Origin of the sequence: Mesorhizobium sp. M4B.F.Ca.ET.143.01.1.1, assembly GCF_004792275.1 — a bacterium.
Classification (GTDB): Bacteria; Pseudomonadota; Alphaproteobacteria; order Rhizobiales; family Rhizobiaceae; genus Mesorhizobium; species Mesorhizobium abyssinicae.
Window position 1 is genome coordinate 64,566 of sequence record NZ_SRSR01000004.1, and the last position, 18,766, is coordinate 83,331.

Here is an 18,766-nt window from a genome sequence, read left to right on the forward strand (position 1 = left end):
TTGCCGCATGAAGCCCTCCAAAGACATCGCACGGCTGATCGAGATCATGGCGGCGTTGCGCGCGCCGAAGACCGGTTGTCCCTGGGATATCGAGCAGAATTTCTCGACCATCGCGCCCTACACGATCGAGGAAGCCTACGAGGTGGCCGACGCCATCGCGCGCGGCGATCTCGACGATCTGCGCGAGGAGCTCGGCGACCTGCTGCTGCAGGTTGTCTACCACGCGCAAATGGCTGAAGAGGCTGATGAATTCGCCTTTGGCGATGTCGTTGAGGCCATCACCACCAAGATGATCCGCCGCCATCCGCATGTCTTCGGCGACGAGGAGGCGCGCAGCGCCGGCATGGCCAAGGGCATGTGGGAAAAGATCAAGGCGGTGGAGAAGGCGGAGAAGCGAAGCGCGCGCCTGGCGCGCGGGCTTGACCCGGAAGACAACGGCAAAGGGTTCCTCGACAGCGTGCCGGTCGCCCTGCCCGCGTTGACCCGAGCGCTGAAGCTGCAGGAAAAAGCCGCTCGCGTCGGCTTCGACTGGAGCGAGGCGGCCCCCATTCTCGATAAGATCGAGGAGGAGATCGGCGAACTGCGCGAGGCTTTGGCCAAGGGCGACGCAGCACCGATCAAGGACGAGTTCGGCGACATGCTGTTTGCCATCGTCAATCTCGGCCGCCACCTCAAGCTCGATGCCGAGGCAGCACTCAGCGGCACCAATGAGAAATTCCGCACCCGCTTCCACTATGTCGAGCGAGCGCTGGAAGCCTCCGGCAACACGTTGGAAAAGGCGACGCTGGATGAGATGGAAGCGCTCTGGCAGCAGGCCAAGGGCGCGAAATAACCAGGCTTAACCGTTGTTCTTACGGTGCAATCGGCTCTCGATCTCTTGCCGTGCGCTGTGCGTGGCATTGAGCGAAATGGTGACGCTGCCATCCTCATTGTCGACCCGCGAAACGACGTCGCCGTTGCGGTAGATCCAGTCGACAAGGCCAAACTGGGCCGGCGTCAGCGTCAGCGTTGTCGTTTCCAGCTCACCCGACATCCTGGTTTCGATAAGCGCCTTCAGTGCATCGATGCCCTCGCCGGTGACCGCCGATATGGCGACTGGTGGCGCCTTGGTGGCGGCGCCATCGGCCAGCAGCCGCTCCTGGTTGCCCTCGTCGAGCAGGTCGATCTTGTTCCAGACCTCGATCACGCGCTTGGCGTCACTGGCATCGACGCCAAGATCGGCAAGGATGCGCTCGACATCCTCGGCCTGCGCCGCCGTATCGGGGTCTGAGATGTCGCGCAGGTGGATGACGAGGTCGGCTTCGACCACCTCTTCCAGCGTCGCCCGGAAGGCGGCAACCAAATGCGTCGGCAGGTCCGAGATGAAGCCGACCGTATCGGACAGGATGACCGGCGTGCCATGCGGCAGGCGCACGCGGCGCAGCGTCGGGTCGAGCGTGGCGAACAGCATGTCCTCGGCCAGCACCCCAGCTCCGGTCAGCTTGTTGAACAGCGTCGACTTTCCGGCATTGGTGTAGCCGACGATCGCCACCACCGGGAATGGCACCTTCTTGCGCTTGGCGCGGTGCAGGTCGCGGGTGCGGCGCACCGTCTCCAGCTCATGCTTGAGCTTGATGATCTTTTCCTGCAACTGCCGCCGGTCGGATTCGATCTGCGTTTCGCCGGGACCGCCAAGGAAGCCGGCGCCGCCGCGCTGACGCTCGAGGTGGGTCCAGCTCCGCACAAGGCGGCCCTTCTGGTAGTTGAGATGCGCAAGCTCGACCTGCAGCGTGCCTTCCTTGGTGCGGGCGCGCTCGCCGAAAATCTCCAGGATCAGCCCGGTGCGGTCGAGCACCTTGGCGTTGAATTCCTTCTCGAGATTGCGTTGCTGCACCGGCGTCAGCGGATGGTCTACGATGACCAGTTCCGCGTGGCGCTCCTTCACGATATCGGCGAATTCCGCCACCTTGCCACTGCCGAGCAAGGTCGCCGGGCGCGGATCGGTGACGGTGACCACGGCCGTGTGAACCGGATCGAGGTCGATGGCGCCGGCGAGGCCGACCGCTTCGTCGTGGCGGGCCTCGGCGGAGCGCGTCAGGCGCGGCCGGTTGGTTTCGTCCTCGCCGCGCGGCTGGCGAGCGAGCACGGGCACAATGACGACTGCCCGGGTCGGAGCTTTGTCTTCCGGCCTCAGCTGGTGCGCTGGTTTTCCGCGGACGCTGCGGTCCGCGTCTTTCTCACGTGCCAATCAGGCGCCCTGGCTTTCCTCGCCATCGAACATCTGAACCGGCTGGCTCGGCATGATCGTGGAAATGGCGTGCTTGTAGACAAGCTGGGAATGCCCGTCACGCCGCAACAACACACAAAAATTGTCGAACGAGGTGACCACGCCGGTCAGCTTGACGCCGTTGATGAGGAAGATGGTGAGTGGATTTTTGCTCTTGCGAACTGAATTCAGGAACAGGTCCTGAAGGTTTTGCGATCGTTCCGCCATTGTTTTTGTCTTTCGCCGATCCCCTTCGGTTTGCAGCCAATGCGCCAATTTATCCGGCACATGTCAAGCGCGCAAACACCCTCTTGCCGTCAAATAACGACAAGCAGAACGAGATATTGATTTTCATTCCATCTGTGCGGTTATCAGGCCGGACTTTTTTCCGCAACGTCAAAAAATGCCTGACGCAACGAAAGTGTTACGGAACCGGGGTGGCCATTGGCCACCGGAGCGCCGTCGATTGCCACGATCGGCATGGCGATCGTGGTCGCGGAGCTGATGAAGGCCTCGCGCGCCGCCTTGGCCTCGGTGACCGAAAATTTGCGCTCTTCGATCTTCACGCCGAGCTTGGCGGCAACATCGAACAGCGTCGTACGGGTAATGCCGCGCAGGATCCCGTGCTCGGCCGGCCGCGTCACCAGAACGCCATCGCCGGTGACGATCCAGGCGTTGGAGGAGCCGCCCTCGGTGACCATGCCGTCGCCGTCGACGAACCAGGCTTCCTGGGCGTCGGCCTCCTTGGCCTTCTGCTTGGCCAGCACATTGGGCAGCAGCCCGGTGCTCTTGATGTCGACCCGATCCCAGCGGTTCTCCGGCACGGTGATGACCTTGATGCCGGTCTCGGCTCGCTTGATCGCGGCGGCAGGATCGGCCTTCCTGGCGGTCACCACCAGCGACGGCCTTGTGCCGGGCGCCGGAAAGACGAAGTCACGGCTGGCGACGCCGCGCGTCACCTGGACATAGACCAGGCCGTTGACGACGTGGTTGCGGCGCACCACCTCGCGCAGAATGAGAGGCAGCACGGCCTGCGTCACCGGCCAATCGATCGACAGTTCGCTCAGCGAGCGGTTCAGGCGGCCGAGATGGCGCGGCATGTCGACGATGAAGCCGCGCGCCACCTCGCAGACCTCATAGACGCCGTCGGCGAACTGATAGCCGCGATCCTCGATATGCACGGAAGCGTCGGCATGGGCGACATAGCGCCCGTTCACATAGGCAATGCGCGGCATGGATCACCCCTGGGGACTTTCGGTTTGTTTAAGCGATTCCGCCGCGGCCGTAACCGGCAATCGGCCGGCCGGGAGCCGCTGGACCAACAACAGGCCGTTGTCAGACGCCCAGCGACTTCAGCTTGCGGTGCAGAGCGGAGCGCTCCATGCCAATGAATTCGGCGGTTTTCGAGATGTTGCCGCCGAAGCGGTTGATCTGGGCGATCAGATAGTCCTTCTCGAACTGTTCGCGCGCCTCGCGCAGCGGCAGCGCCATGATGTGCTGGTCCGACTGGTTGGGCGTGCGCGGCATGACGTCGCCGATCTCCGACGGCAGCAGATCGGCGGTGATCGGCGCGTCGACATCCTCGCCCCGGGCCAGGATCATCAGCCGTTCGACATTGTTGCGCAACTGCCGGACATTGCCGGGCCAGTTGTGGGCCTGCAGCACCGCCAGCGCATCGTCGCCGATGCGGCGCGGCTTGATGCCGGCCTGGCGGGCGATCTGCTTCATGAAATTGTCGACCAGATAGGGGATGTCCTCGCGCCGCTCGGCCAAGCCCGGTACCGCGACCGGAACCACCGCCAGGCGGTGGTAGAGGTCTTCGCGGAAACGGCCGTCGGCGATCATTGCCTCCAGGTTCTGCGAGGTGGACGAGATGATGCGGACGTCGACCTTGACCCTCTTGGTGCCCCCTACCCGCTCGAACTGCTGCTCGACCAGCACGCGCAGGATCTTGTTCTGCGTCTCGCGCGGCATGTCGGCGACTTCGTCGATGTAGAGGATGCCGCGATGCGCCTCCTCCAGCGCGCCGACCTTGCGCTCGGTGCCGTTCGATTCTGTGCCGAACAGCTCGATCTCCATACGCTCCGGCGTGATGGTGGCCGCGCTCAAGGTGACGAACGGAGCGGCTTTGCGCGTCGACAGCGCGTGGATGGCGCGCGCGGCCAGTTCCTTGCCGGAACCGGACGGGCCGATGATCATGATGCGGCTGTTGGTCGGCGCGACGCGCTCGATGGTCTGGCGCAACTGGCTCATCGCCGACGACATGCCGATCAGATCGAAGGTCTCGCCGCTGCGTTGCTTGAGGTCCGACACCTCGCGTCTCAGTTTCGAGGTTTCGAGCGCGCGCTCGGCGATAAGGATCAGACGGTCGGCCTTGAACGGCTTCTCGATGAAGTCATAGGCGCCGCGGCGGATGGCCGAAACCGCCGTTTCAATATTGCCGTGGCCGGAAATCATCACCACCGGCAGGTTCGGATGCATCGTCTTGATCTCGTCCAGCAGGGCCAGACCGTCGAGACGCGAGCCCTGCAGCCAGATGTCGAGGAAGATCAGCCTCGGCGCGCGATCGGCAATCGCCGCCAGCGCGCTGTCGGCGTCGAACGCCGTGCGGGTTTCGTGACCTTCGTCGCTCAGGATGCCTGCGACGAGTTCGCGGATGTCTTCCTCGTCATCGACGATGAGAATATCAGACGCCATTACCGACCTTTTCAGTTTCTCTTTGGTGTTCCGTTCGGCCTTCGTCGCGTGGCGGCGCGGCGGCGACCGTCGCCGGCGGCAGGATGATCGAGATCATCGCGCCTCGGCCGCCGTGGAAATCCGCCGGCGCATCATGCAGTTCAAGCCGGCCGCCATGGTCCTCCACGATCTTCTTGACGATAGCGAGGCCAAGACCGGTGCCTTTTTCCCGCGTCGTCATGTAGGGCTCGAGCAGCCTTTGGCGATTTTCGCGCGGCAGCCCTCTGCCATTGTCGATGACATCGATTCTGATGGCGCCATTCTGGCGCCCGGCTTGAATCCGGATTGTGCCGTCCGAACGATCTTTTGCATCAAGTCCGTCAATGGCCTCGGCGGCGTTCTTGATGACGTTGCCGAACGCCTGCGCCATCAGCCGGCTGTCGAAAGTGCCCTTCAGCGGTTCGCCGCCGAAATCGCGCTCGAAGGCGATGTCGGAGCGACTGACCTCGACGAGGAACGATGCCTCGCGCAGCGATTCGCGCAGGTCGATGGCCTTCATTTCCGGCTTCGGCATGCGCGCGAAGGCGGAGAATTCGTCGACCATGCGGCCGATATCCTCGACCTGCCGGATGATCGTGTCGGTGCACTGGTCGAAGACCTCGCGATCCTCGGTGATGACTTTGCCGTAGCGGCGCTTTATGCGCTCAGCCGAAAGCTGGATCGGCGTCAGCGGGTTCTTGATCTCGTGGGCGATACGCCTCGCCACATCGGCCCAGGCCGACGAGCGCTGCGCCTGGACCAGGTCGGTGATGTCGTCGACCGTCACGACGTAGGATTTCTCCTCCGAACCGTCGTCGCCGGCCTCGATGGTGATCTGGACGTTGAAAGTCCGCTCGGCGCCGGTGCGGTAGAAGGTCACCTGCTCGCGATAGACCGGCTTGCCCGACTTGCGACCGATTTCGAAGACGCGGCCGACATGCGGCAGCACGGCGGACAGGTTCTGCCCGAGTGCGGCGCTGGCCGAGATCGCCAGCATGGTCTCGGCCGAGCGGTTGACGATGGTGACGATGCCGTAGGGATCGACGCCGATGACGCCGGCGGTGACGCCCGCCAGCACCGCTTCCGAGAAGCGGCGGCGCTCGTCGATCAGGTCCTTGGCGGAGAGAAGCTCGTTGCGCTGCGATTTGAGCTCGAGGATCATGTTGTTGAAGGTGTCGCCGAGCGAGGCGACGTCGCCGTCGGAGAGCCTGACCGGCACGGCGACATCGAGATTGCCGGTAGCGACCTCGTCGGCGGCGCCGATCAGCTGGCGGATCGGCCGCACCAGCCGGTCGGCAACGGCGATGCCGGTCCAGATCGCCGACAGGATGACGATCAGCGTCAGCGACAGATAGGGCAGCGCGAAAGCGACCTGCGAGGTGCGGCGGTTGTCCTGCAGGTTGCGGTATTCGTCGGTGTTCGACCTGACGATCTGGCGCGCCTTGATCACATCGGGATCGACCAGGCGGATTGTGTAGAGGTAAAGCCCGTCGATCTCGCGCAGCTTGACGATAGCGCCCATGATGTTGCGGGTGCGCGGCTCGATCAGCACCGGCTTGCCGTCGGCGGCGGTCTCCACAGCGCCGGGTGGGGGCTCCGGCATGGCGAAGTCGGCGTCGGTCTTGGCGCTCATCACGAAGGAGCCGTCGGGCTTGATCAGCGCCGCATGCGCGAGCGAACGGCCAACCGCTTCCTTGTTCATCAGATCGAGGAAGCCTGTGCGGTCGAGGCCATAGAGCGTGCGCGAGGCATCGAGGTCATAGGCCATCGACAGCGTCGTGCCCTGCAGGTTGCGCGCGTTCTCCTGGACATAGGCATCGGCGATCGACAGTGACGAATTGACGATCGTCTTGGTGCGGATCTCGAACCAGCGGTCGAGGCCGATGTCGAGCGTGATCGAGGCGATGATGGCCACCATGATGGCGGGAATGGCGGCGACCAGCGCGAACATCGCCACGATGCGCACATGCAGCCGCGACGCCGCCTTGCCGTGCTTGCGCGCCATCACAATACGGTGAACCTCGCGGCCGATAAGCGCGATCAGGAACAGGACGAAGACGGCATTGAGCGCAATCAGCGCCAGCGTGGCCCTTGCGTCGGGCGTGATCGGCGTGGCGCCGACGAGAATCGCAAAGGAGATCGCCGCCGTGATCAACGCGCCGGCAATCGCCGTCACGCCAGGCAGCGCCAGCAGCCGGCGCCTGTCCTCTGCGCCGGGCTTGCTGAAAAGCGGTTCGTTCAGTGTCGGGGCCTGGGAAGCCATATCGCCGTCTAAGAGTCAGTGATTGCGTCGGATGTATGCAACGCATTGTGGCGATTATGCAACAAGTGTGGCCGAGACGGAAATCTTTCCCCGGCTCATTGCCCTTTCAGGGCGATTTTAGACCTGCCTGGAGGACTTGTAGACGTTGACGCCGAGCTCGCGGATCTTCTTGCGCAGCGTGTTGCGGTTGAGCCCGAGCAGCTCCGCCGCCTTGATCTGGTTGCCGCGCGTCGCCGTCATCGAGGCCAGCACCAGTGGATACTCGACCTCGGCGAGGATGCGCTGGTAGAGGCCGGCCGGCGGCAGGTCGCCGGCGAAGGAAGCAAAATAGCGCTGCAGGAAATGCTCCACCGCCTGGCCGATGGAGAGATCGTCGGGAATGAGCGCGCCGCCGCCGGGGACGACCGGCCGCTCTCCTGTCTTGAGTTCGGCCTCAATGATCTCGGCCGAAATCTCATCCTGCGAATAGAGCGCGGCCAGTCTGCGCACCAGGTTTTCCAGCTCGCGCACATTGCCGGGCCACGGGTAACGCTTCATCAGCTCGATGCCGCCGGAGGAAATGCGCTTTGTCTGCAGCCCCTCGCTGGCGCCCTGCTTGAAGAAATGCCGCACCAGGTCCGGAATATCCTCGGAGCGTTCGCGCAGCGCCGGCAACCGCAGCGGCACGACATTGAGGCGATAGAACAGGTCCTCGCGGAACAGCCCCTGGTTGATCAGTGCGCGCAGATCCTTGTTGGTGGCGGCGACGATGCGCACGTCGGTCTTGATCGGCGTGCGGCCGCCAACGGTCGTATATTCGCCCTGCTGCAGCACGCGCAGCAGGCGCGTCTGCGCCTCCATCGGCATGTCGCCGATCTCGTCCAGGAACAGCGTGCCGCCCTCGGCCTGCTCGAAGCGGCCGGTGGAGCGGTTCTGCGCGCCGGTGAAGGCGCCCTTCTCATGGCCGAACAGTTCCGATTCGATCAGGTCGCGCGGGATCGCCGCCATGTTGATGGCCACGAACGGGCCGCCGCGACGGCGGCCATATTCGTGCAGCGCGCGGGCCACCAGCTCCTTGCCGGTGCCGGACTCGCCACTGATCATCACCGTCAGGTCGGTCTGCATCATCCGCGCCAGCATGCGGTAGATGTCCTGCATGGCGGCCGAGCGGCCGACCAGCGGCATCGTCTCCGGCTGGTCGTCGGCGCGCGCGTCGAGCTTCGGCCGTCGCGGCTCGGCCAGCGCTCGGTTGACGATGTTGAGCAGCTCGGTCAGGTCGAACGGCTTCGGCAGATATTCATAAGCGCCGGTCTCGGAGGCGCGGATGGCGGTCATGAACGTGTTTTGCGCGCTCATCACGATGACCGGCAGCTCGGGCCGCGCCTTCTTGATGCGCGGCAGCATGTCGAAGGCGTTCTCGTCGGGCATCACGACATCGGTGATGACCAGGTCGCCCTCGCCCGCCGCCACCCAGCGCCACAGCGTCGAGGCGTTCGAGGTGACGCGCACCTCATGGCCGACGCGCGACAGCGCCTGGTTGAGCACGGTGCGGATGGCCGCATCGTCGTCGGCGACCAGAATATTGCCGCGTGCGGTCATGTGCGGTCCCCTTCAGCTTCTTCTTCGACGCCGTGCGCGGTTTCCTTCCAGGCCGGCATCAGGATGCGGAAGGTGGTTCCGCGCGGCGTCGAATCGCATTCGATGATGCCGCCATGCTCGCCGACGATCTTGGCCACCAGCGCCAGACCAAGGCCCGAGCCGTTCGGTTTGGTGGTGATGAAAGGGTCGAACAGGATCGGCAGTATGTCCTCCGAAACGCCGGGGCCATTGTCGCGCACGCAAAATTCCAGCGGCAGGGAGACGCGGTCCTGCGTTCCCGGCACCGAGACACGGATGCCCGGCCGGAAAGCGGTCGACAGCGAGATCTCGCCCTGCGGGTCCGAGCCGATCGCCTCGGCGGCGTTCTTGACCAGGTTAAGGAATACCTGGATCAGCTGGTCGCGGTTGGCGAAGACCGGAGGCAACGATGGATCGTATTCCTCCAAGATCTTGATCCGCTTGGCAAAACCGTTCTTGGAAATTGCCTTCACGTGGTCGAGCACGACATGGATGTTGACAGGGTAGCGGTCGATCGGCCGCTCGTCCGAAAACACCTCCATGCGATCGACGAGGGAGACGATGCGATCGGTCTCGTCGGTGATCAGCCGGGTCAGCGCACGGTCCTCGTCGGAGGCCGAGAGCTCGAGGAGCTGAGCGGCGCCACGGATACCGGATAGCGGGTTCTTGATCTCATGCGCCAGCATGGCGGCAAGGCCGGTGACCGAGCGGGCAGCCCCGCGATGCGTCATCTGCCGGTCGATCTTGTCGGCCATCGACCGTTCCTGGAACATCACCACCACGGAACCGGGGAACTCCGGCACCGGCGCGACATAGAGGTCGACCATCTTTTCGATGCCGAGGCGCGGCGACGAGACATCGACCCGGTATTCGTTGACCGGCGCCAGCCGCTCGCGGACCTGGTCGACAAGCGTCAGCAGCGGGCTGCCGAAGGGCACCAGCTTCGGCAGCGTGTTGCGGGCAAGCATGGTGGCGCTGGAGCGGAAGAAATCCTCCGCGTCGGCATTGGCGAAGGTGATGAAGCCTTGGGGATCGACCATGATCACCGGCCGGCGGATGGTGTTGAGCACGATGTTTGCGGCGTCCGCCATGTCGGGGCTCTTCGGGGCGGTCGCCTTCATGCCGCGCTCCGCAGATCCGTTGCTGCCTCTGGGATATCGGCAAATGCCTGGCGCAGTCCGCCAACCACCTCGTCCGGCACGAAAGACGTGAGGATGCGCTTGCGAAGCTCCGGCGAAACACCGGCCGCGTGACGGTCGAGATACCAGCCGAGATGCTTGCGCGCCTGGCGCAGTCCGCTTTCGACCCCGTAGAGCGACAGCATGTCCGCGTGGTGGGCGTTGATGTAGTCGGCCAAAGCCTGCGGGCTTGCGGGAAGGCCGGACATAGTTTGGCCAGCGGCCGAGGCAGCGATGCTGCCCGCGATCCACGGCGCGCCATAATGCGCACGTCCGATCATCACCGCGTCGGCGCCCGATTGCTCGAGGATGGCCGCGGCCTCCGCCGAAGAGCCGACATCGCCATTGGCGACGACCGGGATCGAGACGGCTTCCTTGACGCGCGCAATGGCGCGCCAGTCGGCCTTGCCCTGGTAGAACTGGCAGCGCGTACGGCCATGCACCGTCACCATCCTCACGCCGGCCTGTTCGGCGCGGCGCGCCAGCATCGGCGCGTTGAGGGCGCTCTCGTCCCAGCCGAGACGCATCTTCACCGTCACCGGCACCTCAACGGCGCCGACCACCGCCTCGATCAGCGACAGTGCGTGGTCGAGATCGCGCATCAATGCCGAGCCGGCATAACCGCCCGTCACCTTCTTGGCCGGGCAGCCCATGTTGATGTCGATGATGTCGGCGCCCTCGCCCGCGGCGATCCGCGCGCCTTCGGCCATGTGCGCAGCCTCGCGGCCGGCAAGCTGGACCATGTGTACCGGCAGACCGGAATGGCGGATGCGCAGGTCGCAGCCAGCCCTGCCCTTCGCCAGCTCACCGCTCGCCACCATCTCCGACACGACCAGTCCGGCGCCATGCCGATGCGCGCGCTGGCGGAACGGCTCGTCGGTTATCCCCGACATCGGCGCCAGGAAGACGCGATTGCGGATACTCACGCCGCCAATATCGAGCGGTAAGGCCAATTTGGTCAATTCGGGCATGCACAAAAACCAAGCATATCGGATTTCTGCACATTCTCTAGCCAGAAGCAAGACGATGTGCAACGCGCAATGACGTCACATTAAGGCGCATTTGGGAAAAAGCCGGGCTTCGGCTTGTCCTCCGGCCAAAGCGCCGCGCGTCCTGCGGGACGCGCAAAGGACGCCCTGGAATTCATATTTGAAGCACGATCTTTTCCGAAAACCGATTACACTTTTCGGGATCGTGCGCTAAGCCAAATCGCAATGACGGACGCAAGTAAAAATCAGAGTTTAGACGACAAGGTCGCGGTGGTAATCGTCGCGGCCGGCCGCGGCGCGCGCGCCGGGCAGGCCAATGGACCGAAGCAGTATCAGCGGATCGGTGGCCGCGCCGTCATCGCCCGCACGCTGGAGACGTTCCTGGCGCATCCGAGGACCGGTCCGGTCGTCGTCGCCATCCACGCCGACGACGGCGAGCTCTTCCGCAACGCCGCCGGCGCCAGCGCCGATCGCGTCCTTGCGGTCACGGGCGGCGATTCGCGCCAGGCCTCGGTGCGGCTCGGCCTGCTGGCGCTCAGGGACAGCGCGCCGGGCCGGGTGCTCGTTCATGACGCCGTGCGTCCCTTCGTCGACGCGACCCTGATCGACCGCACGATCGACGCCATCGGCGAGCGGCAGGGCGCGCTGCCCGCTTTGCCCGTCGCCGACACGCTGAAGCGCGAATCGGCAGCCGGCATGATCGAGGAGACCGTATCGAGGAACGGGCTGCATGCCGCGCAGACGCCGCAGGGCTTTCCGTTCTGGCCGCTTCTTGCCGCGCATGAGAAGGCCCACCACCTCGGCAAGGCCGATTTCACCGACGATGCGGCGATCGCCGAATGGGCGCACATACCGGTGAAACTTGTCCCGGGATCGCCGGACAACATCAAACTCACCTGGGCAAGGGATATTGCAATGGCCGACCAGCGGCTTTCCGGTGAACGGCCGCGCTTTCCGGATATCCGCACCGGCAACGGCTACGACGTGCACGCCTTCGAACCGGGCGATCATGTCACGCTGTGCGGCGTCGCCATTCCGCACGACAGAAAGCTGTCTGGCCATTCGGATGCCGATGTCGGCCTCCACGCCCTTACCGACGCGCTGCTCGCCACCTGCGGCGCAGGCGATATCGGCACGCATTTCCCGCCGTCGGATCCGCAGTGGAAAGGGGCCGCCTCGAAGATCTTCGTCGAACATGCGGCCAGGCTGGTGCGCGGGCGCGGCGGACGCATCGCCAATGCCGACATCACGCTGATCTGCGAGGCGCCGCGCGTCGGCCCGCACCGCGAGGCGATGACGGCTGCCCTCGCCGCAATGCTCGGCATTTCCGGCGAGCGGATCTCGATCAAGGCAACCACCAATGAGAAGCTTGGCTTCGTGGGCCGCCAGGAAGGCATAGCCGCGATCGCTACCGCCAGCGTCGTCTTTCCAGGTGAGGTCCCCGAATGAGCAACGCCGAACTCGCGAACGCCCTGCTCCTGGCCTGCCAGCAGCGCGGCATCATGCTGGCGACGGCGGAAAGCTGCACCGGCGGCCTGATCATCGCCGCACTCACCGACATTGCCGGTTCCTCCGCCGTGGTCGACCGCGGCTTCATCACCTATTCCAACGAGTCCAAGATGGACATGCTCGGCGTTTCCGCCGCAACGCTCGACGCGCATGGCGCCGTCTCACGCGAGACGGTGCTTGAAATGGCGGCCGGCGCGCTGGCGCATTCGCGGGCGAGCCTGTCGCTTGCCGTTACCGGCATTGCCGGCCCGAGCGGCGGTTCGGCCGACAAGCCGGTCGGCCTCGTCTGGTTCGGGCTTGCGCTGGCCGGCCAGCCGATCGTCGCCGAGCACCAACTGTTCGCCCACAAGGGGCGCGAGTTCATCCGCCACGAGACGGTGCGGCACGCGCTCGAACTCGGGCTGCGGGCGCTGGGCTAGACCCTCGTTCCGGTCAGGCCGTTCTTGCGCCGTAGATCTGGTCGGCGCGTTTTTCGAAGGCTTCGGCAAACATGCGGAAGGCGCGGTCGAACATCGTGCCCATCAGCGCGCCAAGAATGCGGCTCTTGAACTCGTAGTCGATGAAGAAGTGCACCTCGCAGCCGCTATCGGCCGGATCGAAGCGCCAGATATTGCTGAGATATTTGAACGGGCCGTCGATGTATTTGACGTCGATGGCCTTCTCGTCGGGCTTCAGCAGCACCTGGGTGGTAAAGGTCTCGCGGATAGCCTTGTAACCGATGCTCATGTCGGCAAGGAGGACGGTGCGGCCGTCGCGCTCCTTACGCGAGCGCACGCTGAGCGCTTCGCACAGCGGCAGGAATTGCGGATAGGCCTCGACGTCGGCGACCAGCGCGAACATCTCCTGCGGCGTATGGGCGACGCGGCGGGTGGCTTCGAATTTCGGCATTCGGGGATTAGCTGGTCTTTTTGAGCTGCGCTTCACGCGCCGCGCGCAGCCTGGCGAAATCCTCGCCGGCATGATGCGAGGAGCGCGTCAGCGGACTCGACGCCATCAACAGGAAGCCCTTGGTCTTGCCGATCGTCTCGAAGGACTTGAATTCCTCCGGAGTGACGAAGCGGATGACCGGATGGTGCTTCTTCGACGGCTGCAGATACTGGCCGATGGTCATGAAGTCGACATTGGCCGAGCGCAGATCGTCCATCAACTGCAGAATCTCGTTCCGCTCCTCGCCGAGACCGACCATGATGCCGGACTTGGTGAAGATCGACGGGTCGAGTTCCTTGACGCGCTGCAACAGCCGGATCGAGTGGAAATAGCGGGCGCCCGGCCGCACCGTCAGGTAGTTCGACGGCACAGTCTCCAGATTGTGGTTGAAGACGTCGGGCTTCGCCGCCACGACGATCTCCAGCGCGCCGTCTTTGCGCAGGAAGTCCGGCGTCAGGATCTCGATCGTGGTCGAGGGCGCGGCGGCGCGGATGGCGCGGATGACCTCGGCGAAATGCTGCGCGCCGCCGTCGGCAAGATCGTCGCGGTCGACCGAGGTGATGACGACGTGGCTGAGGCCCATCTGCTTGACGGCATGCGCGACGCGCGCCGGCTCATCGGCATCCAGCGCGGTCGGGATGCCGGTGGCGACGTTGCAGAAGGCGCAGGCGCGGGTGCAGATCTCGCCCATGATCATGAAGGTGGCGTGCTTCTTGTCCCAGCACTCGCCGATGTTCGGGCAGCCGGCTTCCTCGCACACAGTCACCAGCTTGTGCGACTTCACGATCTCGCGTGTCTCGGCGTAGCCCTTCGAGACCGGTGCCTTGACGCGGATCCAGTCGGGCTTGCGCAGCACCTCCTGGTCCGGCTTGTGCGCCTTTTCGGGATGCCGCACGCGCGGCGCATTGGCGATCGTGTCGAGGACAGTGACCATCTCAAACCCGGTTGCTGCGCGATCGCCTGCCCGGCGCTCGCATTCCAACGTCACTTAGGACTTTTCGGCGCAAAGAAAAAGGCCATGCTGGCGCATGCCGCCACGGCCTTTTTCGCATAGCGGTATCGATGCCGGCTAACGGCGCACCAGCCGGCCAACAAAGATCAGCAGGCAGGCGCCGATGAAGCCGGTGACCAGATAGGCGAACCAGCCGACGCCGAAAGACTGGAAATTGAGGGCTTGCAGGACTGCGTTCAGCACGACCGCGCCGACGATGCCCATAATGATGTTCATGAAGATGCCGGTGTTGCTCTTCATCACCATCTCGGCGAACCAGCCCGCCAGACCGCCGATGATGATGGCTGCCAGCCAGCCCACGCCATTCACGTCCATATGCCAACTCCTCCTGTGACGGGTGAAAATGCATCCGGAAACGAACTGCCTTGCCGCCGAGTTCCCCAGGCTTTCGCAGGTGAGTCTCGGGCGGCCAATTTATCATGCGTTCAACGCGCGGCCATAGGCGTCGAGCACGCTTTCCTTCATCATCTCCGACAGGGTCGGGTGCGGGAAGATGGTGTGCATCAGCTCTTCCTCGGTGGTTTCGAGGTTCATCGCCACGACGAAACCCTGGATCAGCTCGGTCACTTCGGCGCCGACCATGTGCGCGCCGAGCAACTGGCCGGTCTTCTTGTCGAAGATCGTCTTGATGAAGCCCTGGTCCTCGCCGAGCGCGATCGCCTTGCCGTTGGCGCCGAACTGGAAGCGGCCGACGCGGACGTCCTTGCCTTCGGCCTTGGCCTTGGCTTCGGTCAGGCCGACCGAGGCGACCTGCGGGTTGCAATAGGTGCAGCCGGGGATCTTCTGCTTGTCGGTGGCATGAACGCCCGGGACATTGGCGATCTTCTCGATGCAGACGACGCCTTCATGCTCGGCCTTGTGGGCGAGCATGGGCGGTCCGGCGACGTCACCGATGGCGTAGATGCCGGGCACGTTGGTCTTGCCGTAACCGTCGACGACGACGCAGCCGCGGTCGGTCTTCACACCCAGCGCCTCAAGGCCAAGATTTTCGATGTTGCCCTGCACGCCGACGGCCGAGATCATGCGGTCGGCGGTGATCTTCTCGACCTTGCCGTCCTTCATCTCGACATGCGCCGTCACCGAGTTGGCGCCCTTCTCGACCTTGGTCACCTTGGCCTCGAGGATGATCTTCATGCCTTGCTTCTCGAACTGTTTCTGCGCGAATTTCGAGACCTCGGCATCCTCGACGGGCATCACCGCCGGCAGCAGCTCGACCACCGTCACCTCGGCGCCCATGGTGCGGTAGAAGGAGGCGAACTCGATGCCGATGGCGCCGGAACCCATCACCAGCAACGACTTCGGCATTTCCTTCGGCACCATGGCTTCGAAATAGGTCCAGATCAGCTTGCCGTCCGGCTCGATGCCGGGCAGCGCGCGCGGCCGCGCGCCGGTGGCAAGGATGATGTGCTTGGCGGTGTAGGTGCCCTCGCCCTTGACGCCTTTCGGCGCCGGCGGCTGCGGCTCCATCGGCTTCTTGGCCGTCTTGGAGACGACGATCTCGCCCGGCTTCGAAAGCTTGGCCTCGCCCCAGATGACGTCAACCTTGTTCTTTTTCATCAGGAAGGCGACGCCGCCATTCAGCCTAAGCGAGACCTTGCGCGAGCGGTCGACGACCGCGGCGGTGTCGGCGCTGACCTTGCCGCCTTCGAGCTTCAGCCCGTAGTCCTTGAGGTGGTCCGAATAGTGCATGATCTCGGCCGAGCGCAGCAGCGCCTTGGTCGGGATGCAGCCCCAGTTGAGGCAGATGCCGCCGAGATGCTCGCGCTCGACGATCGCCGTCTTGAACCCGAGCTGCGCGGAACGCACCGCCGTGACATAGCCGCCGGGGCCGGAGCCGATGATGATGACGTCGTAGGATTCAGCCACGGATTTCTCCCTGATTTCTAGAGTTCCAGCATCACGCGCACCAATGGTGCCAGCGCCTTGCCGATGTTTCGGGTGTTTTCGGCGTCGAGATGGACGCCGTCGAGCGGGGTGGTGACGGCGACGCTGCCGGCGTCGAAGAAGCCGCAGCCGGCCTCGTCGGCAAGTGCGGAATATTGCGGCGCCAGCCGCTTCGAGGCCTCGTCGCCGCCGGCAAACATTTCCTTGAATTCGGCATTGTCGGTGCGGCTGACCGCCGGCGGCGCGACGATGAGGATCTGGGGTGCGGCCCAACCAAACGGGTAGTCGTGGCCGCGCACGATATCGATGAGGCGCTGCATGCCCTGCTTGGCGGCGACCGGATTGCCGTGGATCCACGGCTTCATGTCGTTGGCGCCAAGCATGATGACGATCAGGTCGATCGGCGCATGGCTCGTCAGCAGCGTGGGCAGCACGCGAGCGCCGTTGCGGTCGGCGCCGGCGAGATGATCGTCAAAAGCGGTGGTGCGGCCGTTCAGCCCTTCGGCGATGACCTCGATCCCTTCGCCCAGCGCCGCCTTGAGCACGCTCGGCCAGCGGTCTTCCAGCGCATGGCGGCCGAGGCTGGCGGCGTCATAGCCCCAAGTCAGCGAGTCGCCATAACAGAGAATTGTCTTCATGCGCTTGCCCCACCCCTGCCGAACGCTGCCGCCGAGCGCTTGAGCCGCCAGCGCACGAACAGCCATTGCACGATGATCGTCGCAACGCCGGGAAGGATCAGGCCAGCGACGATCGACAGGTCACTCGCCGTCGCCCGATTCTCGGCCGGCACGGAAAAAGTCCACCCTGCCAGCGCCAGCAGTGCGAGACCGTACACGGCGAGCAGCCACCACAAACTGCGGTCGACGGCTCGCACCGGCTCGGCGAAGAACTGCACGGCGAAGAAGACGATCGTCACGGCGATGACGACAAACACCGTCGCCGCGAACACAACTATGTACTCCTCGGTGGCACCGGTCATGACGGCGAGCTGCTGAGCCACCAGCCCGCCAGCCAGGCCGGAGAGGATGAAGGCGAAAAGGCTGGTGAAGAATTTCCGCACCGCCCTTTTCCTGTCCTAGACCAGCATGCCCATCGGGTTTTCGATCATGCGCTTGAAGGCGCCGAGCAGTTCGGCGCCGAGCGCGCCGTCGACGGCACGGTGGTCGGTCGACAGCGTCACCGACATGACGTTGGCGATCTTGATCTCGCCGTTCTTGACCACCGCCCGCTGCTCGCCGGCGCCGACCGCCAGGATCGTCGCATGCGGCGGGTTGATGACGGCGGCGAAATCCTTGATGCCGAACATGCCGAGATTGGACACAGCCGTGGTGCCGCCCTGGTATTCCTCCGGCTTCAGCTTGCGGCTGCGGGCGCGGCTGGCCAGGTCCTTCATCTCGTTGGAGATCGTCGACAGCGTCTTTTCGTCGGCGTGGCGGATGATCGGCGTGATCAGGCCGCCAGGGATCGACACCGCGACGCCGACATCGGCGTGCTTGTGCTTGACCATGGCGCTGTCGGTCCACGAGGCATTCGCATCCGGCACCGCCATCAGCGCCATCGCCATCGCTTTGATCACCATGTCGTTGACCGAGAGCTTGTAGGCGGGAACCTCGCCCTTCTCGGTCTTCTTCACCGGTGCGGCGGCATTGAGCTGCGTGCGCAGCGCCAACAGCGCGTCGAGCTCGCAGTCGAGCGTCAGGTAGAAATGCGGGATGGTGCTCTTGGCCTCGACCAGACGGCGCGCGATGGTCTTGCGCATATTGTCGTGCGGCACGAGTTCGTAGGAGCCTTCGGCAAACAGCTTCAGCACCTGGTCGTCCGACATCGCCTTCGGCGCTGCAGCCGGAGCTGCCGCCGGAGCACCGGCAGGCGCCTTGGCAGCGGGCGCGGCCTTGGCGCCGCCGCCGGCAATCGCCGCCTCGACATCAGCCTTGACGACACGGCCATGCGGCCCCGTTCCCGTGACATTAGCCACATCGACGCCGGCATCCTTGGCGATGCGGCGGGCAAGCGGCGAGGCGAAGGTGCGGTCGCCGCCAGCGTGGCCATTGGCGGCCGGAGCAGGCTCTGCCTTCGCCGGCGCGGGCGCCGCGGTGGCTGCCGGCTTCGGCGCTTCCGCCTTTGGCGCTTCGGCTTTCGGAGCCTCGGCCTTGGGCGCAGCATCGCCACCACCCTTTGCGGCAGCGCCGGCATCCTCGCCTTCGCCGGCCAGGATGGCTATCAGCGCGTTGACCTTGACGCCTTCGGTACCAGCCGGAACTACCAGCTTGGCGACCGTGCCTTCATCGACGGCCTCGACCTCCATCGTCGCCTTGTCGGTCTCGATCTCGGCGATCACGTCGCCCGGCGAAACCTTGTCGCCCTCTTTCACGAGCCACTTGGAAAGATTGCCTTCTTCCATCGTGGGCGAGAGTGCCGGCATGGTGATGTTGATTGGCATGTTTCCCT

At 64.6% G+C, this 18,766-nt stretch carries 18 protein-coding genes; 3 read left to right on the forward strand and 15 right to left on the reverse strand.

The genetic code is table 11. The annotated features are described in order from the left end of the window. The first annotated feature begins 7 nt into the window (after positions 1 to 7). Complete coding sequence (mazG, locus tag EN786_RS10950; RefSeq protein WP_127286360.1) at positions 8 to 832, forward strand: nucleoside triphosphate pyrophosphohydrolase; 825 nt, start codon at positions 8 to 10, stop codon at positions 830 to 832. Positions 833 to 838: 6 nt separating this feature from the next. On the opposite strand, the gene hflX is transcribed toward mazG, so the two are convergent. From hflX to dusB, 8 genes are all read right to left on the reverse strand, one after another. After that, a complete protein-coding gene (gene hflX, locus EN786_RS10955) occupies positions 839 to 2,227 on the reverse strand; it encodes a GTPase HflX (RefSeq protein ID WP_127286359.1) in 1,389 nt (462 codons plus the stop codon). Continuing rightward, positions 2,228 to 2,473, reverse strand: coding sequence for an RNA chaperone Hfq (hfq, locus tag EN786_RS10960; RefSeq protein WP_006202172.1), 246 nt, complete (start codon positions 2,471 to 2,473; stop codon positions 2,228 to 2,230). It lies immediately after the preceding gene. Between the two features lie 143 nt (positions 2,474 to 2,616). Then, positions 2,617 to 3,480: a D-amino-acid transaminase gene (locus tag EN786_RS10965; protein ID WP_127286358.1), complete on the reverse strand. Its 864-nt coding sequence runs from the start codon at positions 3,478 to 3,480 to the stop codon at positions 2,617 to 2,619. Between the two features lie 100 nt (positions 3,481 to 3,580). Further along, positions 3,581 to 4,942, reverse strand: coding sequence for a sigma-54 dependent transcriptional regulator (locus EN786_RS10970; protein ID WP_127286357.1), 1,362 nt, complete (start codon positions 4,940 to 4,942; stop codon positions 3,581 to 3,583). Continuing rightward, a complete protein-coding gene (locus EN786_RS10975; protein WP_127310267.1) occupies positions 4,932 to 7,223 on the reverse strand; it encodes a PAS domain-containing sensor histidine kinase in 2,292 nt (763 codons plus the stop codon). Before EN786_RS10975 ends, EN786_RS10970 begins: the two co-directional genes overlap by 11 nt. 117 nt (positions 7,224 to 7,340) lie before the next feature. Continuing rightward, entirely contained in the window at positions 7,341 to 8,801 is a 1,461-nt protein-coding gene (ntrC, locus tag EN786_RS10980) for a nitrogen regulation protein NR(I) (RefSeq protein WP_127310266.1), read from the reverse strand. Then, positions 8,798 to 9,940 carry a nitrogen regulation protein NR(II) gene (locus tag EN786_RS10985; protein WP_127310265.1) on the reverse strand — a complete coding sequence of 381 codons (1,143 nt, stop codon included), beginning with the start codon at positions 9,938 to 9,940 and terminating at the stop codon, positions 8,798 to 8,800. The genes ntrC and EN786_RS10985 overlap by 4 nt, the downstream gene beginning before the upstream one ends. Continuing rightward, positions 9,937 to 10,968 carry a tRNA dihydrouridine synthase DusB gene (dusB, locus tag EN786_RS10990; protein WP_127310264.1) on the reverse strand — a complete coding sequence of 344 codons (1,032 nt, stop codon included), beginning with the start codon at positions 10,966 to 10,968 and terminating at the stop codon, positions 9,937 to 9,939. Before dusB ends, EN786_RS10985 begins: the two co-directional genes overlap by 4 nt. Before the next feature lie 243 nt (positions 10,969 to 11,211). Here dusB and EN786_RS10995 point away from each other — a divergent pair, with 243 nt between their 5' ends. Both EN786_RS10995 and EN786_RS11000 read left to right on the forward strand, forming a co-directional pair. Further along, complete coding sequence (locus EN786_RS10995) at positions 11,212 to 12,435, forward strand: bifunctional 2-C-methyl-D-erythritol 4-phosphate cytidylyltransferase/2-C-methyl-D-erythritol 2,4-cyclodiphosphate synthase (protein WP_127310263.1); 1,224 nt, start codon at positions 11,212 to 11,214, stop codon at positions 12,433 to 12,435. Beyond that, positions 12,432 to 12,914 (forward strand): CinA family protein, encoded by a 483-nt coding sequence (locus EN786_RS11000; RefSeq protein ID WP_127310262.1) that lies wholly within the window; start codon positions 12,432 to 12,434, stop codon positions 12,912 to 12,914. Before EN786_RS10995 ends, EN786_RS11000 begins: the two co-directional genes overlap by 4 nt. Before the next feature lie 13 nt (positions 12,915 to 12,927). Here EN786_RS11000 and EN786_RS11005 read toward each other — a convergent pair whose 3' ends face one another. From EN786_RS11005 to EN786_RS11035, 7 genes are all read right to left on the reverse strand, one after another. Continuing rightward, a complete protein-coding gene (locus EN786_RS11005; protein WP_127310261.1) occupies positions 12,928 to 13,383 on the reverse strand; it encodes a type II toxin-antitoxin system RatA family toxin in 456 nt (151 codons plus the stop codon). Between the two features lie 7 nt (positions 13,384 to 13,390). Further along, positions 13,391 to 14,356: a lipoyl synthase gene (lipA, locus tag EN786_RS11010; RefSeq protein WP_127284097.1), complete on the reverse strand. Its 966-nt coding sequence runs from the start codon at positions 14,354 to 14,356 to the stop codon at positions 13,391 to 13,393. A gap of 135 nt (positions 14,357 to 14,491) precedes the next feature. Further along, the gene (locus tag EN786_RS11015) at positions 14,492 to 14,749 is read right to left on the reverse strand and encodes a GlsB/YeaQ/YmgE family stress response membrane protein (RefSeq protein ID WP_127309196.1); all 258 of its coding nucleotides are present in this window, start codon (positions 14,747 to 14,749) and stop codon (positions 14,492 to 14,494) included. A gap of 102 nt (positions 14,750 to 14,851) precedes the next feature. Next, positions 14,852 to 16,300: a dihydrolipoyl dehydrogenase gene (gene lpdA / locus EN786_RS11020; RefSeq protein ID WP_127309197.1), complete on the reverse strand. Its 1,449-nt coding sequence runs from the start codon at positions 16,298 to 16,300 to the stop codon at positions 14,852 to 14,854. A 17-nt stretch (positions 16,301 to 16,317) separates the two neighbouring features. After that, on the reverse strand, positions 16,318 to 16,956 hold the full coding sequence (locus tag EN786_RS11025) for an SGNH/GDSL hydrolase family protein (RefSeq protein WP_127309198.1): 639 nt from the start codon (positions 16,954 to 16,956) through the stop codon (positions 16,318 to 16,320). Then, positions 16,953 to 17,378 (reverse strand): hypothetical protein, encoded by a 426-nt coding sequence (locus tag EN786_RS11030; protein ID WP_127309199.1) that lies wholly within the window; start codon positions 17,376 to 17,378, stop codon positions 16,953 to 16,955. Before EN786_RS11030 ends, EN786_RS11025 begins: the two co-directional genes overlap by 4 nt. Positions 17,379 to 17,393: 15 nt before the next feature. Continuing rightward, entirely contained in the window at positions 17,394 to 18,758 is a 1,365-nt protein-coding gene (locus EN786_RS11035) for a pyruvate dehydrogenase complex dihydrolipoamide acetyltransferase (protein ID WP_135908349.1), read from the reverse strand. Positions 18,759 to 18,766: the final 8 nt, after the last annotated feature.